Here is a 20,208-nt window from a genome sequence, read left to right as displayed (position 1 = left end):
TTTCCCGCCGTGACCGAGGAACCGTCATTCCGGTTCCGTGGTCACGGCGGAGTCATGAGAGGAAGCACCAGTGGCTGCTGAGGTGGAGATCGGCCGGGGCAAGAGCGGTCGCCGGGCCTATGCCTTCGACGACATCGGCATCGTGCCGTCCCGCCGTACGCGCGACCCCGAGGAGGTCAGCGTCGCCTGGCAGATCGACGCCTACCGGTTCGAGATGCCGCTGGTCGTGGCGCCGATGGACAGCGTCGTCAGCCCGGCCACCGCGATCGCGATCGGCAGGCTCGGCGGGCTCGGCGTGCTTGATCTCGAAGGCCTGTGGACGCGGTACGAGAACCCCGAGCCCCTGCTGGCCGAGATCTCCTCGCTGGACGACGCCCGCGCCACCCGCCGGCTCCAGGAGATCTACACCGAGCCGATCAAGGAGGAGCTGATCGGCCGCCGGATCGAGCAGATCCGGGAGGCCGGGGTGACGGTCGCCGCGCGGCTGTCGCCGCAGCGCACCGCGCAGTTCCACAAGGCCGTGATCGACGCGGGTGTGGACCTGTTCGTGATCCGCGGCACCACGGTCTCGGCCGAGCACGTCTCCGGGCGGGCCGAGCCGCTCAACCTCAAGCAGTTCATCTACGACCTCGACGTCCCCGTGATCGTCGGCGGTTGCTCCACCTACACCGCGGCCCTGCACCTGATGCGCACCGGCGCGGCCGGTGTGCTGGTCGGCTTCGGCGGCGGCTCCGGCCACACCAGCCGCACCGTGCTGGGCGTGGCGGTGCCGATGGCGACCGCGGTCGCCGACGTGGCCGCGGCCCGCCGCGACTACATGGACGAGTCCGGTGGGCGCTACGTGCACGTCATCGCCGATGGCGGCATGATCAACAGCGGCGACATCGCCAAGGCCTTTGCCTGCGGCTCCGACGCGGTCATGATCGGCTCCCCGTTCGCCCGTTCCACCGAGGCGCCGGGCCGCGGCTACCACTGGGGCAGCGAGGCCCACCACGGCGATGTGCCCCGCGGCACACGCCTCAACCTGGGCACGATCGGCAGCCTGGAGCAGCTCCTGTACGGTCCGTCGCACGTGGCCGACGGCTCGATGAACCTCATCGGCGCGCTGCGCCGGGCGATGGCGACCTCGGGCTACACCGAGCTCAAGGAGTTCCAGCGGGTCCAGGTCGTGGTCGCCCCGCAGTCCCACTGAGGGTGGCCCTCGGGGTGGCGGCATCCCTACTGTTGGGTAGGTAAGGCACATGATGACCCAAACCCGCATGGGGGAATCGCGATGACGGGATCACCGGTGACCGGACTGGGCAGCTCGCGGCTGGGGCCGGCCGAACGCGCCGCCGCGCTGGACCGCATGGGACAGGAGGAGTTCGATGTCGTCGTCGTGGGCGCGGGCATCGTGGGCGCGGGCGCCGCGCTCGACGCCGCCACCCGCGGCCTTTCGGTGGCGGTCGTGGAGGCCCGCGACTTCGCCTCGGGCACGTCGTCACGTTCGTCGAAGCTCATCCACGGTGGTCTGCGCTATCTGGAGCAGTACAACTTCGACCTCGTACGGGAGGCGCTGACCGAGCGGGGGTTGCTGCTCCAGCGGATCGCGCCGCATCTGGTCCGGCCCGTCCCGTTCCTTTTGCCGACGACCAAGCGTGTTTGGGAGCGCGGCTATCTCGGTGCCGGAGTGGCACTGTACGACGCGCTCTCGTTCTCCATGGGGAGCACCCGCGGGGTGCCGCACCACCGGCACCTGACCCGCAAGGGCGCGCTCAAGCTGGCGCCGTCCCTCCGCAGGGACGCCTTCGTTGGAGCGATCCAGTTCTGGGACGCGCAGGTCGACGATGCCCGCTTCGTGATGACGGCGCTGCGCACGGCCGCCGAGTACGGCGCGCAGATCGCCTCACGCACGCAGTGCGTGGGCTTCCTGCGCGAGGGCGAGCGGGTGACGGGGCTCCGCGTCCGCGATCTCGAATCCGGCACCACCAGCGAGGTGCGAGCCAAGCAGATCGTCAACGCCACCGGTGTCTGGACTGACGACATCCAGGAGCTCGTCGGCGGGCGCGGCCAGATCCACGTGCGCGCCTCCAAGGGCATCCACCTGGTGGTGCCCAAGGACCGTATCCACTCGTCCACGGGCATCATCCTGCGCACCGAGAAGTCGGTGCTCTTCGTCATCCCCTGGGGACGGCACTGGCTGATCGGCACCACCGACACCGCCTGGAACCTCGACAAGGCGCATCCGGCGGCGTCCCGCGCCGACATCGACTACGTCCTCGAACATGTCAACTCGGTGCTCAACACCCCGCTCACCCACGACGACGTCGAAGGCGTGTACGCGGGCCTGCGCCCGCTGCTCTCGGGTGAACGCGACGAGACCTCGCAGCTGTCGCGCGAGCACATCGTCGCCCACCCCGTGCCCGGCCTCGTCCTCGTCGCCGGCGGCAAGTTCACCACCTATCGGGTCATGGCCAAGGACGCCATCGACGCCGTCGCCCACGGCCTGGACGGCAAGGTCGCCGAGTCGTGCACCGACCGCATCTCGCTGGTCGGCGGCGAGGGCTTCCAGGCGATGTGGAACGCCCGGCACCGGCTGGCCTCGGGTTCCGGCCTGCATGTGGCGCGCATCGAGCACCTGCTGCGGCGGTACGGGACGCTCGTGGACGACCTGCTGGAGCTCATCAAGGAGAAGCCTGACCTGGGCAAGCCGCTGAACGGCGCCGACGACTACCTGCGCGCCGAGATCGTATACGCGGCGGCGTACGAGGGTGCCCGGCACCTCAACGACGTCCTGGCCCGCCGTACCCGCATCTCGATCGAGGCCTGGGACCGCGGCCTGGGTGTCGCGAAGGAGGCCGCCGACCTGCTGGCCCCGGTGCTCGGCTGGTCCAAGAAGCAGACCGATCGCGAGGTGGAGTACTACCGCAAGCGCGTCGAGGCCGAACGCGACTCCCAGAACCAGGACGGCGACCAGGAGGCCGACGCCAGCCGCCGGGGAGCGCCCGACATCGTTCCCACCGCGACTCCCTAGGCGCCGGAGCGCCGGTCACGACACGCGCCGTTCGCCCTCAGGCGCCGTTTCACCGGCACCCGACATTTCGGCAGAGGCCCCCGGCTCCCGGGGGCCTCTGCCGTGTCCCCGGCTAGGTCGCTGAGCCGCCGGGCAGGGCATTTCCCAGGACGAGGCGCATGCCGGCGGCATAGAGCTCCGCGGACACCCGGTCGGGGTCCAGGAGGTGCTGGAACGCCAGGCCGAAGTCGAGCGCCATCGCCAGCGCCGCGCGATCGTCGCGGGGGACGCCCTCGGTCTCGCCGAGCTTCAGCCCGCGGGCGATGGAGTCCCGGCGTTCGGCATACCAGTCGGCCAGGCGCCAGCCCGCGGCGTAGTCGCGCATGCCGTACAGCCAGAACTCCACCAGCAGCAGCGCGAGCAACCGTGCGTCCTCCCCGGCGAGCCTGCGCGCGTAGGCGTGCCCGGCCCGCTCGAAGCGTTCGTCAAGGGAATGGCCGGTGTCGCGGAGTTCGTCGCAGACATCGGTGCCGATCCGCTCGCGGGTGTAACGCTCCAGCAAGGCGAGGAGCAGGTCCGTCTTGCCCGCGAAGTTCGAATAGACCGCACCTTTGGTCAGGCCGGCGGCCGACGCGACGTCGTCGAGCGAGGCGCCATGGATGCCGCGTTCGGCCCAGAGCCTCTCGGCGGCGCCGAGCAGTGCGGTCCGGGTGAGCTCGCGGCGTTCCTGTCGCCGCCGTCCCTTGCCGCTGCCCGGTCCAGAGGGGCCATCGCCGGCCTGGCGCGATGCCGGTGGCCCTGGGTCGCTGCCGCCTTCCTGCCCGCTGGGTCCGTCCGGTTCCGGCCCCGGTTCCACCTGGGCATTGATCATTCGTCGATTCCCTCCTCGGAAACGGCACCATCGACCCGAGGACGCGCGGCAGCGAACGCCCGGGGAGCAACGGCGTGTTCGGCTCTCCGCTTTCCGGAATACACCGAGAGGTCATGGTCAATCCGCTGCTTACGCGAGAAGGGCCGAAATGGAACGTTCCCGGAGCGCATAATGGAAATACGCCAATGCTTGGTCTTTCTGAGGGCTTATCCGCTTAGGAATTGACAGGTCCATTCCGGAATTCGCCGCAGGGGGGTAGGGCGCCGATCTGGGGGAAGGGCCGGGCCATGAGCGATTTCAAGGCACCGATCTCAGGCACCGGCTACGACCAGGTGGCGATCATCACGGGGGCGGACTCGGGGATCGGCCGCGCCACGGCGGTGGCCCTCGCCGAGGGCGGCTTCGATGTCGGGATCACGTTCCACTCCGACGAGGCGGGCGCCCGGGGGGCCGCGGCCGAGGTGACCGACCGCGGCCGGCGTGCCGCCGTACGGCGGCACGATCTCGCCGAGCCGGTGGCCGCCGCGGCCATCGTGGACGAGCTGGCGGACGAACTCGGGGGCGTCGGCGTGCTGGTCAACAACGCCGGCACCGGGAGCAGCCGCCCGCTGCTGGAGATGGAATATGACGAGTGGCGCTCGGTGGTCGCGGTCGATCTGGACGGGGCGTTCATGTGCGCGCGGCAGGCGGCCCGCCGGATGGCCGCCGCCGGTCACGGCGGCCGGATCGTCAACGTGACCAGCGTTCACGAGGAGTATCCGCGGGTCGGCGCGGGACCCTACTGCGCCGCCAAAGGCGGGCTGCGCATGCTCGCCCGGGTCCTGGCGCTGGAGCTGTCGCAGTACGGCATCACCGTCAACACGATCGCGCCGGGCGAGATCGCCACGCCGATGACGGACCAGGCGGACGAGCCGCCGCGACCGGAGACCAGGCCCGGATACCCGCTGGCCCGGCCGGGGGACGCGCGGGAGGTGGCGGCCGCGATCGCCTTCCTCGCGAGCCCGGGGGCGTCCTACATCACCGGCGCGTCCCTGTTCGTCGACGGCGCGCTCGGCCTGATGGGCCCGCAGGCCGCGGGCGCGCTCGGCTCCGCGGAATGGCGTGCGGGCTGACCACCCTGGAACGTCTCATTACTTGTGGGTAGCGAGAAATGTCCGGGTGGTCATAGTCTGCTGGACATGGCATCTCCGAAGGTCCCCGAGCGCACGCTCTCCGCCGCCCTGATCGAGCGGCTGACCTCCCACATCGTGGCCGACGGCGCCGACAAGACCACCATCCCCGCACCCTTCACCGCCGAGCCACTCGCGACCCTTCCGGTGTCGAGCTCCAAGGACGTGCTGACGGCCTACGAACGCGCCCGGGAGGCGCAGCGGGCCTGGGCGGCGCTGCCGGTCAGGGAACGGGTCAAACCGTTCCTGCGGCTGGCCGACGCGCTGGTGGAGCGCCGCGAGGAGATCCTCGACGTCATCCAGCTGGAGACCGGCAAGGCCCGCCGCCACGCCCTTGAGGAGTTCCTCGACGTGGCGCTCTGCACTCTCCACTACGCCCGGCGGGCCGAGAAGCTGCTCAAATCGCGCCGCCGCCAGGGCATGATGCCCGGCGTCACCCGCGTGCAGGAGATACGCCACCCCAAGGGCGTCGTCGCGCTGATCGCCCCCTGGAACTACCCGTTCTCGCTCGGGGCCAGCGACATCGCCCCCGCCCTCATGGCCGGCAACGCCGTGATCCACAAGCCCGACACCCAGACCTGCCTGTCCAGTCTCTGGATCCTCGATCTGATGGTCGCGCTCGGCCTGCCCAAGGACGTGTGGCAGATCGTCGTCGGCGACCCGGCGGAGGTCGGCGATCCGCTGATCGACAACGCCGACTACGTCTCGTTCACCGGCTCGACCCGGGCCGGCCGGGCGATCACCGAGCGGGTCGCGCCCCGGCTGGTGGGCTACTCCATGGAGCTCGGCGGCAAGAACCCGATGATCGTGCTGGACGACGCCGACGTCGAGCGGACCGCGAAGGGGGCCGTCCGCGCCTGCTTCACCAACGCCGGGCAGCTCTGCATCTCGATCGAGCGGATGTACGTCCACGAGGACATCTACGACCGGTTCGTGCCGAAGTTCGTGGAGAACGTCACGAACATGAAGCTCGGCACCGACCTGAGCTTCGAGCCGGAGATGGGCTCGCTCACCTTCCAGCGCCAGCTCGACGTGGTCAGCAAGCACGTCGACCAGGCGGTCAAGGAGGGCGCGACGGTGCTGGCGGGCGGCAAGGCCCGCCCGGACATCGGCCCGTGGTTCTACGAGCCGACGGTCCTGGCCGACGTGACCACGGACATGGACCTGTGCGCGAACGAGACGTTCGGCCCGGTGGTGGCCATCTACAAGTTCCGTGACGAGAACGAGGTCGTCGCCACCGCCAACGACACCGAGTACGGCCTCAACGCCTCGGTGTGGACCAAGAACGTGGCGCGCGGCCGCGCGCTGGCCGCCAGGATCCAGGCGGGCACGGTCAACATCAACGACGGCTACGGCGCCGCCTTCGCCTCCTACGACGCGCCGATGGGCGGCTTCAAGCAGTCCGGCGTCGGCCGCCGGCACGGCGCCGAGGGCCTCCTGAAGTTCACCGAGGTGCAGACCATCGCCAGCCAGCACTTCATGGACCTGGAACCGCCCGGCAACGTCTCGTTCGACAAGTTCGCCGACCTCATGTCCACCGGCGTCAAAGTCATGAAACGGCTGCGGATCAAGTAGGGGGCCTCGTGGCCGGCAGGCACGACTTCGACGTTCTCATCGTCGGATCAGGGTTCGGCGGCAGCGTCTCCGCGCTGCGGCTGACCGAGAAGGGCTACAAGGTCGGTGTCATCGAGGCGGGCCGCCGCTTCGACAGCGGGCCGGGCAGTGCGCCGGGCACGCGCTATCCCGAGCTGCCCAGGACCAACTGGAGGATCTCGCGGTACGTGTGGGCGCCCGGCCTCGGGCTCACCGGGATGCAGCGCATCCACCTGATCCGCGGCGCCAAGGCCAGCCGGGTCATGGTGCTCGCGGGCGCCGGGGTCGGCGGCGGGTCGCTCAACTACGCCAACACCCTGTACGTGCCGCCGGCGCCCTTCTTCCAGGACCGCCAGTGGGCCCACATCACCGACTGGCAGGCCGAACTCGCTCCGTACTACGACCAGGCGCGGCGCATGCTGGGCGTCGTCCAGAACCCGACGACCACCCCGGCCGACGTGGAGCTGAAGAAGGTCGCCGACCGCATGGGCAAGGGCGACACCTTCGTCAAGACCCCGGTGGGTGTGCACTTCGGCTCCGGGCCCGGTGTGGAGAGTGACGACCCGTACTTCGGCGGCGCGGGGCCGCGGCGGCGCGGCTGCATCGAGTGCGGCGAGTGCATGGTCGGCTGCCGGCACGGGGCCAAGAACATGCTCACCGAGAACTACCTCTACCTGGCCGAGAAGGGCGGCGCACGGGTGATGCCGCTCAGCCGGGTCATCCGGGTGAGCCCGCTGGCGGGCGGAGGCTACGAGGTGGAGATCGTGCGGACCGGCTCGTTCGGCCGCAACCGCAAGACCTTCACCACCGAGCAGGTGGTGTTCGCGGCCGGCACGTACGGCACGCAGAAGCTGCTGCACAGGCTGAAGTCGACCGGCCTGCTCCCGTCGATCTCCGACCGGCTGGGCATGCTGACCCGCACCAACTCCGAGGCGATCCTGGGCGCCGGCCGCAAGAACGGCGTGCCCGGGCCCGACTACTCCAAGGGCGTGGCGATCACCTCGTCGTTCCACCCGACGCCGGAGACCCACATCGAGCCGGTGCGCTACGGCAAGGGTTCCAACCTGATGGCCGGGCTGCAGACGCTCCTGGTGGACGGTGACCGTCCCGGCGAGCGTCACCGGCCCCGGTTCCTGAAGTTCCTGGGACAGGTGGCGCGGCGGCCCCGGGATCTGGTGCAGCTCTTCGACGTGCGCACCTGGTCCGAACGGACGGTCATCGCCCTGGTCATGCAGACGCGCGACAACTCGATCACCCTCAAACCGAAGAAGGGGCCGTTCGGCTGGGACGTCCGGGCGACCGAAGGCCACGGCGAACCCAACCCGACCTGGATCCCCGAGGGCCACGAGGCGTCCCGCCTCCTCGCGGAGGAGGTCAGCGGGATCCCGGGCGGCTCCTGGGGTGATCTCTTCGACATCCCGATGACCGCCCACTTCCTCGGTGGCTGCGTCATCGGCGACTCGCCGGAGACCGGCGTGATCGACCCGTACCACCGTGTGTACGGCCACCCCGGCCTGCACATCGTGGACGGCTCGGCCGTCTCGGCCAACCTGGGCGTGAACCCGTCGCTCACGATCACCGCCCAGGCCGAACGCGCGATGTCGTTCTGGCCCAACAAGGGCGAGGACGACCTCCGGCCGGCGCTCGGCGCGGGCTACCGGCGCCTCACCGCCGTGCCCCCGAAGAACCCGGCCGTCCCGGTCGACGCCCCGGCCGCGCTCCGCCTCCCCATCGTCGACATCACCTGAAGGGGAATCTGATCATTAAGCCCGGGTCGCGTGTGGCGCGGGCGTACCGTGGCACCGTGGACGTCGCTCACGAGGTCGCGCGGATCGAGAAGGAACTGCGCGCCCAGGCCGATCCGGTGCGGTCGGAGAACGAGAAGCGCTATCTCAAGAGCGACTTCGTCCATGTCGGTGTGCCGATGGGACCGCTCCGCAAGATCGCAGTCTCGGCCGTTCGCGGCAAACCCGACCGGGAGGACGTGCTCGCCCTCGCCGAAGCGTTGTGGACGACGACCGAATCCGGCCGTCCCGTCCACGAGCTGCGCATGTCGGCGATCGAGATCCTGATCCGCCGGGTGGCCGTGCTGGACGCCGATGACCTGGGCTTCGCCGAACGCCTGATCAGGGATTCCGCGAGCTGGGTCTATGTCGACGGCCTCGCGGAGAAGGTGGTCGGCGGCCTGGTCGTGCGCATCCCCGAGCTGGCCGCCGTGCTCGACCGGTGGGTGGGCGACCCGTACTTCTGGATCCGCCGCACCGCGATGCTGGCCCTCCTGGCGGGCGTGCGCGCCGGTGACCCCGATCTCGACCGGGTCTCCGCCTACGGGGACGAGCTGATCGGGGAACGCGAGTTCTTCATCCGCAAGGCCCTCGGCTGGGTCCTGCGTGAGCTGTCCAAGAAGGGCCACGCCGACTGGGTCCGCGACTGGGTGGCGGCCCGGACCGGCACGATCTCCGGCGTGTCCATCCGGGAGGCCGTCCGCCATCTGCCACCGGCGGACGCCGACCGGCTCCTCACCGCGTACAAGGCTCGCTGAGAACGGGTCATCCGCGGTAGGCGGACCACACCTTGTGCATGCGAGCGCCCTGGCCCGCGGTGAAGTTGTTCATGCAGGAGTCAAAGCTGTAGTCCATGAAGTTGTGGATCGGGTCGCGGCCGCGAGCGGGGCAGGTGTCCTTGCCGCTCGGGCAGCCGTCGGTGGAGTCGCGCGCGGGCGGGGTGTCGGCCACGCGGTCGCCGGGGCTCGCGCAGCCGTCCTGGAACACGTGGTAGAGGCCGAGCCAGTGCCCGATCTCGTGGACGCCGCTGAAGCCGCGGTCGTAGTTCTTGATCGACCCGCCCGGCATACTGCCGATGTGGAGGACGACGCCGTCCATCTTGGGCTCGTCCTTGTACAGCCAGGGGAACGTGGACCAGCCGAGCAGTTCGTCGCCGAGGTCGGCGCTGTAGAGGTTGAGCGTGCCCGGGCCGCCCTTGCGCAGCCGGGCCTTGTAGGTGCCCTCGTAGGCCTCGGGATAGTCGTACCAGGTGGCGTTGTCGGACCGGGTCACCTGCCGCAGGGTGAAGGTGAAACGGGTGTCGGCGCCACCGAGCCGGCCGCCGTACGCGGCGTTCAGCGCTGCGATCTGGCGCTTGATCAGGGCCGTGGACAGGTTGCCGCGCGGGCCGTCGTGCAGGACGTGGAAGTAGACCGGGATCCAGATCCGGCTGGGGACCTGTCGCCGCGTCCGGCCGGTGCTGGACGTCTTCGTGCCGAGCGCCGCGAGAAGCCCGTTCAGCTCGCGCTCCACGTTCACGACCTGGGCAGGGGTGAGCTCGTTGCGTTCCCGGGCTTCGTGGGCTCCGTGCCGGATCCGGGCGTCCGGGCGCGCGCAGCCTCCCTGCGTGCTCGTGACGCCCTTGGCGGCGGGATCCGGAACGGGAGTCAGGGGGGCGGGCGGCATGGAGGCGGGGGCCATGGACGCGACGGCCAGTGCGGCGACGGCGACGAGCAGCTTCACGTCGATCCTCGGGGATCCGGGGGTGGGCGGGAGACGATGTGAACGCACAGCGTGACCCACGAGTATCAGAGAGTCGCCCTGTGGGGAGGGTGATCCAGGTCGAACGGAAGCCGATCGTTACTGCGCGGGTGCTGTCAGTGATCCTGGTATCGCGGCCTTCGGGAAGGCTTCTAGACTGGTAGTCCTCCGCCTAAGACCTGTTTGCCCTGCGAAAGGCGCTGTTGGTGTCCGTCGACCAGTCTTTTGACACCGTTCTCGTCGTCGATTTCGGTGCGCAGTACGCGCAGCTGATCGCCCGGCGCGTCCGCGAGTGTCATGTGTTCAGCGAGATCGTTCCGTCCACCATGCCGGCGGCGGAGATGCTCGCCAGGAAGCCGAAGGCGATCATCCTGTCGGGCGGCCCGGCGTCGGTCTACGCGGAGGACGCGCCGGTCGTCCCGGACGGGCTGTTCGATCTCGGCGTCCCCACGTTCGGGATCTGTTACGGGCACCAGGTGATGGCGCAGGCGCTCGGCGGCACCGTGGAGAACTCCGAGGTCGCCGAATACGGCGGCGCCACCGTCGCGGTGACGGCGCCGGGCGTGCTCTTCCGGGGGATGCCCGTCCACCAGTCGGTGTGGATGTCGCACCGTGACTTCGTGAGCCAGGCGCCGGCGGGCTTCACGGTCACGGCCATGACCGACGTCACGCCGGTGGCCGGCATGGAGGACCCCGAGCGCGGCTTCTACGGCGTCCAGTTCCACCCCGAGGTGCTGCACACCGAGCACGGCCTGGAGTTGCTGCGCCGGTTCCTGTACGAGGGTGCGGGCTGCCGGCCGAACTGGACCATGGTCAACATCGCCGAGGAGTCGATCGAGGCCGTCCGTACGCAGGTCGGCGGCAAGCGCGCCATCTGCGGCCTCTCCGGCGGCGTCGACTCGGCGGTGGCCGCCGCTCTCGTCCAGCGCGCCATCGGCGACCAGCTCACCTGCGTCTTCGTCGATCACGGGCTGCTGCGCAAGGGTGAGGCGGAGCAGGTCGAGAAGGACTTCGTCGCGGCCACGGGCGTCAACCTCCATGTGGTCGACGCGCAGGAACGCTTCCTCGCGGCGCTGGACGGGGTCACCGACCCCGAGGAGAAGCGCAAGATCATCGGACGGGAGTTCATCCGGGTCTTCGAGGAGGCCGCCCGGGAAATCGTCGGTGAGGCGGCGGCGGAGCCGGTGGAGTTCCTCGTCCAGGGGACGCTCTACCCGGACGTCGTCGAGTCCGGCGGCGGCACGGGTGCGGCCAACATCAAGTCGCACCACAATGTCGGCGGGCTGCCCGACGACCTGCAGTTCAAGCTGGTCGAGCCGCTGCGCACGCTCTTCAAGGACGAGGTCCGGGCGCTCGGCGAGCAGCTCGGGCTTCCCCCCGAGATCGTCTGGCGCCAGCCGTTCCCCGGGCCGGGCCTCGGCATCCGGATCATCGGTGCCGTCTCCAAGGAGCGCCTGGACATCCTGCGCGACGCCGACGCGATCGCGCGCGAGGAGCTGACCCGGGCCGGCCTCGACCGCGAGATCTGGCAGTTCCCGGTGGTGCTGCTCGCCGACGTGCGGTCCGTGGGCGTCCAGGGCGACGGCCGTACGTACGGTCACCCGGTCGTCCTGCGTCCCGTCACCAGCGAGGACGCGATGACCGCCGACTGGGCCCGCCTGCCGTACGACGTCCTGCAGAAGATCTCGACCCGCATCACCAACGAGGTGCGCGACATCAACCGCGTGACCGTCGACATCACCAGCAAGCCCCCGGGCACGATCGAGTGGGAGTGACCCGTCAGCAGGCCGGCGGTCGCCCTCCTGGACGAGGGGCACGACCCGCCTGAATTGCCAAGGGCGGCCACGCCCACGTCGGGTCTCTCCAAGCCTCCGGCAAAGTCTTCGCCACTCTCGCCCGGCTGTCGGTAAGTGCGCTGACAAAGCTCAGCGCGCCCCCCATCACTGCGGTTCACTCCTGGCAACTGATGCGCCGGCGAGAGGACACGATGAAGACGGGGACCAGACCACCGCATGCCGAGCTTGATGAGGTTTGGGCACGCGACGAGGAGATCAGGCTCATCGGCAGCCTGCCCCCGTCCGTCCCCGCCGATCGGCTGTGGCGGGTCCGCCTGACGCTGCGGGCGCCCGGCCGCCCGGTCTCGGTGCGAGGCCGGGTGCTGCGGCCCTTCCAGAGCATGCGCCGGGCGTTCTGGCGCGGGCCGGGCCCCTTCATCGCGACGGTGTCCGGTACCAGGTTCGAGGCGACCGTGCCGGTCGAGTTGCTCACCCTGCCCATACCGATCCTGGCCGCGTGCTGGGACGTTCATCTGGTCTCCGAAGACGAGGGGGAGTCGCTGGAGCTTCGCCTCGGCCGCCACTGCGGTGTCCCGCCGAAGGCACAGTCGATCACTTTTCCCTGGCAGCGGGTCGAGGGCTGGCAACGGTTCAAGGCCCGGCCCTGCTACCGCGCCGACAACGATCTCTCCGTGGAAAGCCGGCGTACCCGATGAAGATCACCTATGTCCTGCTGCACGCGTACGGCATGGGCGGCACGATCCGCACCGTCATCAACCAGGCCAACGCCATGGCCGCCGCCGGGCACGAGGTCGGCCTCGCCAGCGTCGTGCGCCGCCGGGCGGACAGCCACTTCGCCGTCGACTCCCGCGTGGAGATGATCGATGTCGTCGACCTCCGTGGGAAGGCGCCGGTCCTTCCGGGGCACGGCGAACCCGGTGTCCAGGTGCCGGTCGGGGAAGCCGCCAAGGACGTTTTCACCCGCGGGGTCGAAGACGGATTCGTCGAATTCCTCCAGGGCCTGGACGGCGGGGTGCTGGTCACCACTCGTCCGGGACTCAACCTGCTGGCCGCCCGGCACGCACCCGAGCGGCTGGTCCGGGTGGCACAGGATCACATGCATCTGGGCCGCTACAAGCCCGGCGTACGGGCGGCGATCCTCGAGGACTACCCGCGCTTGGACGCGGTGGTGTCGTTGACCCGCAAGGACCGGGCGGAGTACGACCAGGCTCTGGGGGGCCGGGTCAGGACGGCGCACATCCCCAACCCGCTGCACAGCCTCTCGGCGCCACAGACCGACCATTCGAGCAAGGTCGTGGTCACCGCGGGCCGCCTGACGGGCCAGAAGGGGTTCGACCTGCTCATTCCCGCGTTCGCCCAGGTCGTCCACCGGCACCCTGACTGGCGGTTGTACGTCTACGGCTCGGGCAAGGCGGAGAGGCGCCTGCGCAAGCTGATCCACGAGCACCATCTCTACAACCATGTCTTCCTCATGGGGCCGACCAAGCACCTGGACAGGGAGCTGTCCAAGTCCTCCATCTACGCGTTGAGCTCCCGGTTCGAGGGCTTTCCCATGATCCTTCTGGAGGCCCTCAACTGCGGGCTGCCGGTCGCGAGCTTCGATTGCCCGACCGGGCCGGGTGAGATCATCGTGACCGGGGAGAACGGGCTGCTGGTACCGCACCAGGACGGTGACGGGCTCGCCGCCGCGCTCTGCCGGCTGATCGAGGACGCACCGCTGCGGCGCCGGCTCGGCGACGCGGGCCGCGAGACCGCCACCCGGTACGGGCCTGACGTGATCCGGAGCCGGTGGGAGGCGCTGTTCGCCGAGCTGATCGAGGCGAAGACGCCGGGTGCCCAAGCGCCGCCCAAGAGCGCGGGCGTCCACACGTAGATCCGCCCACGCACCGGTCAAGTCTGGGTCAGGCGACAGTGCGGTAATGGCGATGCGTTCCTGGGCGTGCACAGCCGGTCACCATGCTGGGCTTCATGGCCACGTACTCACTGGAAGACGTTCGCGCGGTCTGCAAGCAGCGCGACGCGTGGTGGACGGTCCTGCTCGTCGACCCGATCGCCGTCCGGCTGGCCTGGTTGGTCGCGAACCGCACCCCGTTCACTCCCAACCAGATCACCCTCGCCGCGTTCGCCCTCGGCCTGGGCTCGGCGGGCTGCTTCGCGCAGGCCACCGCCGGGTGGCTCGCGCTCGGGGCGCTGCTCTACCACCTGGGATTCGTGCTCGACTGCGTGGACGGGAAGATCGCTCGCCTGCGGGGGACGGGGTCGCCGTTCGGGGCCTGGCTGGACTTCATGCTCGACCGTGTCCGGGACGGCCTCTGCGCGCTGGCCCTCGCCGGCGGGCAGTACGCCGCCACCGGGCAGGTCGCGTATCTCTGGCTCGGCTTCGCGGTGCTGGCCCTCGACATGATCCGCTACCTCAACGGCCCGCAGATCGCCAAAGCCCGCCGGAAGATGGTCACCAGGCCCGAGTCCGAGCAGCCGGGCAGGCCTGAGGCCGCCGGGCGGAGCGACCGCACGCCCGCCGCGCCGTCCTGGTACCTGCGGGTCCGCCGGAGCCTGCTGCGGTGCAGGATCCGCATGCACCTCGTCAGCGGCATCGAGTTCCAGATGGCCACGTTCATCGTCGGGCCGCTGACCGGCGCGATCATCCCGGTCACCGCGGTCGCGGGCCTTCTCCTGGTCGCCTTCGAGTGCCTGATCATCTACCGGTTCTGGAAGAGCACCCGCGGCTTCACCCGGACCTTCGCCGAGCGGCCCACGTTCGCGCCGCCGGCCGAGATGAAGCGTTGAGGGGCGAAGCGTTGGGCGGCTCCGTGACCAGGCCAGTGATCAGCATTGTCGTCCCGTTCCACAACGAGGAGGCCCATCTCGCGGAGTGCCTGGAGTCGCTGGCACGGCAGACGCTGCGCCGGCTTGAGGTGATCATGGTGGACGACGGGTCCACCGACGCCGGGGCCGTGATCGCCAAGACGATGGCGGGCCGTGATGGGCGTTTTGTTCTCGTGCAGCAGGAGAACGCGGGCGTCGGGGCCGCTCGCAACGCCGGCGTCAGGCGCGCGCGGGCCGAGTACCTGGCCTTCGTGGACGCCCATGATGTGGTGGTCCACAACGCCTACGACCTGCTCGTCGAATCCCTGCGGAAAACGGGCTCCGACCTGGCCTGCGGCAACGTGCTCCGCATGGAGTCCGGACGTACCTTCCCGTCGCGCGCGCATCGCGAGGCCTTCGAGTGCCCGGCGCAACGGACCCACATCACCCGCTGCACGGCACTGCTCCGGGACCGGAGGGTGTGGAACAAGGTGTACCGCCGCTCGTTCTGGGACGAGCACGGCCTCTCGTTCGCCCGGGGCCGCCACGTGGACGCTCCGGTGTCGGTTCGCGCCCATGTGCTCGCCTCGGCCGTGGACGTCCTGGACACGGCCGTCTACTCGTGGCGCAAGCCCGCGAGCATTCCAGGGGAACGCCGTGACGAGCCGCGGGATCTGGAAGAGCGGATGGCCGTGGTCACCGAGGTCTGCGATGTGCTCGCCGCGCACGCGCCGAAGCTCTCCCGGACCTATCACCGGCAGGTGTTCGGCAAGGAGCTCGAACTGCTGGTGAAGGCGCTCCCCAAGGTGCCCGAGGCCGACCAGGCCCGGCTGCTCGACCTGGGGGTCCGGTTCGTCGAACGGGCCGACCGGCGTGCGATCGCGCAGCTCGACGCGTTCGACCGGCTCTGGGCGCACCTGCTCGGCCGCCGGATGCTCGCCGAACTGCTGGAGGTCATGGCTCCGCACCGGAAGGCGGAGTACGTCAACGCGCCGGTCACGCGGCAGGGGTGGATCCGGCCGCGCTGGTACGCGCGCTACCCCTACTTCGAGGACCGGGCGCGCGGAGTCCCGCGAGCGGTCTACGACGTCACCGGCGAGCTGGAGTTCCGTGGACGCGTCGACACCGTCGAATGGCGCGGGGACCGGTTGCTGGTCGGGGGATTCGCCTGCATCGGCCGTCTCGACGTGGCGTCCGCCGGCGACGCGCGGATCAAACTCTGGCTCCAGGACGCACGCGGAGGCGGGCGCGTCGAGCTCGCCGCGGACCGGGTACGGCGTCCCGATGTCACCGCCGAGCTGAACCATCCGTTCGTCTGCTACGACTGGGCCGGGTTCGCTGTGGAGATCGAGCCGTCGCTGCTCACCCGCCGCTGCCGGCAGTCAGGCGAGTGGGAGCTGCACGCCGAGGTCGTCGTCGCGGGCACCAAGCGCAGCGGCCGGGTGGGCAGCCCGCCCGGGCAGCAGACGGCCTGGCTTCCGTCGCGGCAGGAGGACCGGCAGCGGAAGGGGGCGGTCTGGATCCAGCCGGTGGCCGGTCCCGAGGGTTTCGCCGTGCGCGTCAAACCGCTCAAGGCGCTCGTCACAGGCCATCGCCGCGTGGGCACCGCGCTGGAACTCGACGGCTGGACATCGGCCGCATGGGAGGCCGCAGGGGAAGTCGCCGGGGAGGGAGCTCGGCCGCGCGTCGTCGCCACCTCACGGCAGGCTGATCTGAAGGTGTCGGGAGACATCGAGGTCGCCGAGCGGGCGGGCGGGCGCCGCGGGTTTCGTGCGGTACTGCCGTTGGAGGAGATGGTGTCCCTCCAGTCGAAGACCGCACCCGGCAGCATCGGAGAGTGGGAGATCACGCTGACGGGCGGCGCGGGGAGGCTCAAGCCGGCGCTGGCCGTCGAGGTGCCCGAACGCCGCTACCCGGTGGGAGCACAGGAGGTGGCGCTCACCCGCACCCGGTACGGCAACCTGCTCGGGCTGGTGCGGCCCTGCGCCCCCGTGGTCACCGAGATCGGCTGGAGCGACGAGGGGCGGATCCGGCTTGCGGGCGACTTCGCGGGCGAGGGCGCTCGCCCGGCGAGCCTCATCGTCCGGCACAACCGCGCCGCCGAGGAGTACACCGTTCCGCTGGAATGGGCAGGCCGGCGCTTCACCGCGGCCTTCGCACCTGAGGCGATGCCGGCGCTGGGCTCCGCACGGCCGATGACACCTGGGACGTGGCAGCTCTTCGCCGTCACCGGCGAACCCGAGGACGGTGACGCCGAAGTGGCCGTTCTCCTTGAACGGGCCGTCATCTCAGAGCTTCCCGAAGCCAGGACCGTGGGCGCCCACGAGGTCTCGTTGCTCGCCTATGCGGGAGGTTCACTCCACGTGCGCGTCCGCCTGGCGCTGGCTGAGGATGAACGGGGAGCCCACGCCCAGGAACGGCTCAAGACAGCCGACTATCCCCGGCTCCGCGCGACACCGCTTCGCGACCTGGCGGTCTTCGACTCGTACATGGCCCGCCAGTACTCCTGCAATCCCCGCGCGGTCTATGAGGAACTCGTACGCCAGGGCACCGATCTGGAGTGTGTGTGGGTCTCACGCGACGGCCAGTTCACGGCACCGCACGGGGCTCGCACCGTGCTCGTCGGAACCAGAGACCATTATGAGGCGCTGGCCAGGGCCCGGTACATCGTCGGCAACGAGGCCCAGTGGCCGTGGTTCGTCAAGCGGCCGGACCAGACGTACGTGCAGTGCTGGCACGGCACGCCCCTGAAGAAGCTCTCGCTCGACGTCCCCGCTCTTCCGCACCTGAGGCAGGCCACGCTCGAATGGGTGGAACGGGAGGTGCCGCGCTGGGACGTCCTCGTCTCGCCGAACCCCTTCACCAGCCCGATCATGCGGCAGGCCTACCGGTACCAGGGCGAGATCCTGGAGTCCGGCTATCCCCGCAACGACCTGCTGTCGCGGCCGGAGGGACCGGAGATCGCGGCCGAGGTGCGCCGGCGGCTGGGCATTCCGGCGGACAAGCGGATCATCCTGTACGTGCCGACGTGGCGCGACGACCTGTATTTCGCCCGGGGCAGGCGCGCGTTCGAGCTCGCCCTGGATCTCGGCGAGGCGCGCGCGGCCCTCGGTCACGACCATGTGCTGCTCCTTCGCACCCACTATCTCGTGACCGACCGCTCCTGGTCCCAGGTGGACGACTTCGTGGTGGACGTGTCGCGCTATCCCGACATCGCGGACCTCTACCTCGCCGCCGACGTCCTGGTCACCGACTACTCCTCGGCCATGTTCGACTTCGCCGTCACCGGCAAGCCGATGGTGTTCTTCGCCTATGACCTGGAGAAGTACCGCGACCACGTGCGGGGGTTCTACCTCGACTTCGAGGCCGAGGCACCCGGGCCGCTGCTGCGGACGTCGGCGGAGACCATTGCCGCGCTGCGTTCGGTGGACGAGGTGGCGGGCGACTCCGCTGCCGCCTACGCCGCGTTCGTGGACAGGTTCTGCCCGTACGACGATGGGCACGCAGCCGAACGGGTGATCCGGCGCATGTTCGAGCTCGGCGGAGAGGCGTGAGAGCTCAGGCCGGGCGCGCCCGGACGGAGGCGAGGAGGGCGTCGCACACACGCTCGCGGCCGCGTCCGTCGATGAACGCGTGGCCGCGGGCGGCGATCGCCATGCGTTCGGCGGGGTCGGTGAGAAGCCGCCGCAGAGTTTCCACCGCCGCCGCCGCCGGCCCCGCCGCCTGTCCTGCCGCCGCTCCGGCAGCCGGTCCGGCCAACCGGGCGGGATGCCCCAGCCCGGCCGCCAGGCCGCGGGAGACGGCCGCCCGGTAGCCGATCAGCTGGTTGTCGGCGACATGAACGAGCGCCGCCGGCACCCCCAGGCACATGAGCTCCCAGACGGAGGAGCCGGCCGCGCAGATGACCAGGTCGGCGCCCGCGGCCAGCTCGGCGATGCGGCCGGTCGGCGCGACGGGCACGAGGGACTGGCCGGTCGACAGCCTGATGGCCGCCAGGGCCCGGGCCGTCGTCGCCCGGGGCGCCACGACCGTCGCGGTGAAGGGGACGCCCGTGGCCGCCGCGAGGCCCATGACGGCCGGCGCCGCGTCGGCCGTGTCCGTTCCGCCCAGGAAGCACAGGAGCCGGGGCACGCCGGCGCCGTGTCGACGGGGGGTGTCCGGCCGGAGGCGCCTCACGCAGTCGCGCAGCAGGACGAAGTCCGCTCCCGCCAGCCGCAGGGAACCCGCCGGCATCTCGAACGAGATCCGCTCGGCCCCCAGGTTCTGGTCCAGATAGAGGTCGGCCCGCTGGCCGCGGTGGTCCCCGTCCACGATCGCGAGCACGGCCGTCCCGGCCCGCCGCACGGCGTCCGCGCAGGCGGGGTCGGTCTCGTACGAGTCGATGACCAGAACGTCCAGGCCGAGCGCGCGGGCCTGCGCCGCCAGCGGGCCGGGTTGCGCCGGTGCCGGGATCAGCGGCAGCACGCGGGCTTCGAGCTCCGCCGCGATCCAGTCAGGCCCGGTGATCTCGCCGAGGAAGACCACAGGGACGTCGCGCCGGACGAGCTCCTCGGCGAGGGCCACGCAGCGGATGAGGTGCCCGACGCCGGTGCGGGTCCCGGCGTCGCATCTGATCCCGACCTTCACCCCTCCCTGACCTTCATCCTTCGGAGAGAGCCTTCTGCCGCACGCCGGCGTTCAGCGCGCGCACCTCGGGGTTGAGCTCCAGCCAGTCGACGAGCTCCCGGTACGGGACCGGCGTGTCCCCGAACTTCCCCGTGACCGCCTGGAGGAGGGCGAGGTCGGCGGGCGTGTCGAGGGTGACCCGGAGATGGGCCGCCGACGGGGGGAAGGTCAGCCCCATGACGGTGAAGTCCGCCGGATGCGTGTAGACGTACGACGTCACGTGGGCGCGGTGCTCGCCGGTCGCCAGCCGGCCGGCGCGGCGGAGCGCCGGTGCGCCGATGACCTCGGTGTCCAGACCGCGCGGCAACGTGTGCGGAAGCCCGCCGCTGAGGTAGTCGATCCCCGGAAGTGCGCGGAACGCCGTGCCGGCGGCCCGGATGACGGCCGGATCGAGGAGGGGGCAGTCCGCCGTGAAACGCATGACGGCGTCGGCCGGACGGGCTTCCAGCGCGCCCAGGAACCGTTGGAGGACGTCGTCGGCCGGGCCGCGGTGGAAGGCGACGCCGAGCCGCTCGCACTCGGCGACCACCGCGTCGTCCTCGGCGTGATCGGTCGTCGCGACCACCAGATCGTCGAGCACCCCGCTCTCTCGGGCGGCACGGACGACCCAGCCGAGGACCGGCCGCCCGGCCAGCGGGAGGAGCACCTTGCCCGGCAGCCGGGTCGATCCCATGCGGGCCTGAATGATTCCAGTCATACGGACGGACACGACATTCCCCCACGTCGGCGTGGTGATACCGAGGAGGCGCTAGGCTACCGCAGGCCATCACGGTGGGTCATGAAAAAGCTACAG

At 70.5% G+C, this 20,208-nt stretch carries 15 protein-coding genes; 11 read left to right on the top strand and 4 right to left on the bottom strand.

Going from position 1 to position 20,208, the window contains the following annotated elements:
- The first annotated feature begins 82 nt into the window (after positions 1–82).
- Together F8566_RS06015 and glpD are read left to right on the top strand one after the other, a co-directional pair.
- The gene (locus tag F8566_RS06015; protein ID WP_151559039.1) at positions 83–1,192 is read left to right on the top strand and encodes a GuaB3 family IMP dehydrogenase-related protein; all 1,110 of its coding nucleotides are present in this window, start codon (positions 83–85) and stop codon (positions 1,190–1,192) included.
- A gap of 81 nt (positions 1,193–1,273) precedes the next feature.
- Positions 1,274–3,013, top strand: a complete 1,740-nt coding sequence (gene glpD, locus F8566_RS06010; protein WP_151558830.1) for a glycerol-3-phosphate dehydrogenase — start codon at positions 1,274–1,276, stop codon at positions 3,011–3,013.
- Positions 3,014–3,125: 112 nt separating this feature from the next.
- On the opposite strand, the gene F8566_RS06005 is transcribed toward glpD, so the two are convergent.
- Complete coding sequence (locus tag F8566_RS06005) at positions 3,126–3,863, bottom strand: TetR/AcrR family transcriptional regulator (protein ID WP_151558828.1); 738 nt, start codon at positions 3,861–3,863, stop codon at positions 3,126–3,128.
- A gap of 287 nt (positions 3,864–4,150) precedes the next feature.
- On the opposite strand from F8566_RS06005, the gene F8566_RS06000 reads away from it, so the two are divergent.
- From F8566_RS06000 to F8566_RS05985, 4 genes are all read left to right on the top strand, one after another.
- A complete protein-coding gene (locus F8566_RS06000) occupies positions 4,151–4,975 on the top strand; it encodes an SDR family oxidoreductase (RefSeq protein ID WP_151558826.1) in 825 nt (274 codons plus the stop codon).
- A gap of 66 nt (positions 4,976–5,041) precedes the next feature.
- Positions 5,042–6,607 carry a succinic semialdehyde dehydrogenase gene (locus tag F8566_RS05995; RefSeq protein ID WP_151558824.1) on the top strand — a complete coding sequence of 522 codons (1,566 nt, stop codon included), beginning with the start codon at positions 5,042–5,044 and terminating at the stop codon, positions 6,605–6,607.
- A gap of 8 nt (positions 6,608–6,615) precedes the next feature.
- Positions 6,616–8,373, top strand: a complete 1,758-nt coding sequence (locus tag F8566_RS05990) for a GMC oxidoreductase (RefSeq protein WP_151558822.1) — start codon at positions 6,616–6,618, stop codon at positions 8,371–8,373.
- A gap of 56 nt (positions 8,374–8,429) precedes the next feature.
- Positions 8,430–9,167, top strand: coding sequence for a DNA alkylation repair protein (locus F8566_RS05985; protein ID WP_192809535.1), 738 nt, complete (start codon positions 8,430–8,432; stop codon positions 9,165–9,167).
- 7 nt (positions 9,168–9,174) lie between these two features.
- Here the strand turns inward: F8566_RS05985 and F8566_RS05980 are convergent, their stop codons facing one another.
- Positions 9,175–10,131 (bottom strand): zinc metalloprotease, encoded by a 957-nt coding sequence (locus tag F8566_RS05980; protein ID WP_225992907.1) that lies wholly within the window; start codon positions 10,129–10,131, stop codon positions 9,175–9,177.
- A 224-nt stretch (positions 10,132–10,355) separates the two neighbouring features.
- Here F8566_RS05980 and guaA point away from each other — a divergent pair, with 224 nt between their 5' ends.
- The 5 genes from guaA (at position 10,356) to F8566_RS05955 (ending at position 18,304) form a co-directional block, all read left to right on the top strand.
- Complete coding sequence (gene guaA, locus F8566_RS05975; RefSeq protein ID WP_404800268.1) at positions 10,356–11,924, top strand: glutamine-hydrolyzing GMP synthase; 1,569 nt, start codon at positions 10,356–10,358, stop codon at positions 11,922–11,924.
- Positions 11,925–12,136: 212 nt separating this feature from the next.
- Positions 12,137–12,640, top strand: a complete 504-nt coding sequence (locus F8566_RS05970) for a hypothetical protein (protein WP_151558816.1) — start codon at positions 12,137–12,139, stop codon at positions 12,638–12,640.
- The gene (locus F8566_RS05965) at positions 12,637–13,818 is read left to right on the top strand and encodes a glycosyltransferase family 4 protein (RefSeq protein ID WP_151558814.1); all 1,182 of its coding nucleotides are present in this window, start codon (positions 12,637–12,639) and stop codon (positions 13,816–13,818) included. The genes F8566_RS05970 and F8566_RS05965 overlap by 4 nt, the downstream gene beginning before the upstream one ends.
- Positions 13,819–13,913: 95 nt before the next feature.
- Positions 13,914–14,732 (top strand): CDP-alcohol phosphatidyltransferase family protein, encoded by an 819-nt coding sequence (locus F8566_RS05960; protein ID WP_151558812.1) that lies wholly within the window; start codon positions 13,914–13,916, stop codon positions 14,730–14,732.
- Between the two features lie 23 nt (positions 14,733–14,755).
- Positions 14,756–18,304 (top strand): bifunctional glycosyltransferase/CDP-glycerol:glycerophosphate glycerophosphotransferase, encoded by a 3,549-nt coding sequence (locus tag F8566_RS05955; RefSeq protein ID WP_151558810.1) that lies wholly within the window; start codon positions 14,756–14,758, stop codon positions 18,302–18,304.
- A 4-nt stretch (positions 18,305–18,308) separates the two neighbouring features.
- Here the strand turns inward: F8566_RS05955 and F8566_RS05950 are convergent, their stop codons facing one another.
- Together F8566_RS05950 and F8566_RS05945 are read right to left on the bottom strand one after the other, a co-directional pair.
- Positions 18,309–19,376 (bottom strand): PseG/SpsG family protein, encoded by a 1,068-nt coding sequence (locus tag F8566_RS05950; RefSeq protein WP_151558808.1) that lies wholly within the window; start codon positions 19,374–19,376, stop codon positions 18,309–18,311.
- Between the two features lie 13 nt (positions 19,377–19,389).
- Positions 19,390–20,112, bottom strand: a complete 723-nt coding sequence (locus F8566_RS05945) for a cytidylyltransferase domain-containing protein (RefSeq protein ID WP_151558806.1) — start codon at positions 20,110–20,112, stop codon at positions 19,390–19,392.
- Between the last annotated feature and the right edge of the window lie 96 nt (positions 20,113–20,208).

Source organism: Actinomadura rudentiformis (assembly GCF_008923185.1).
Lineage (GTDB): Bacteria > Actinomycetota > Actinomycetes > Streptosporangiales > Streptosporangiaceae > Spirillospora > Spirillospora rudentiformis.
This window is presented reverse-complemented; position numbering and strand designations above follow the sequence as displayed.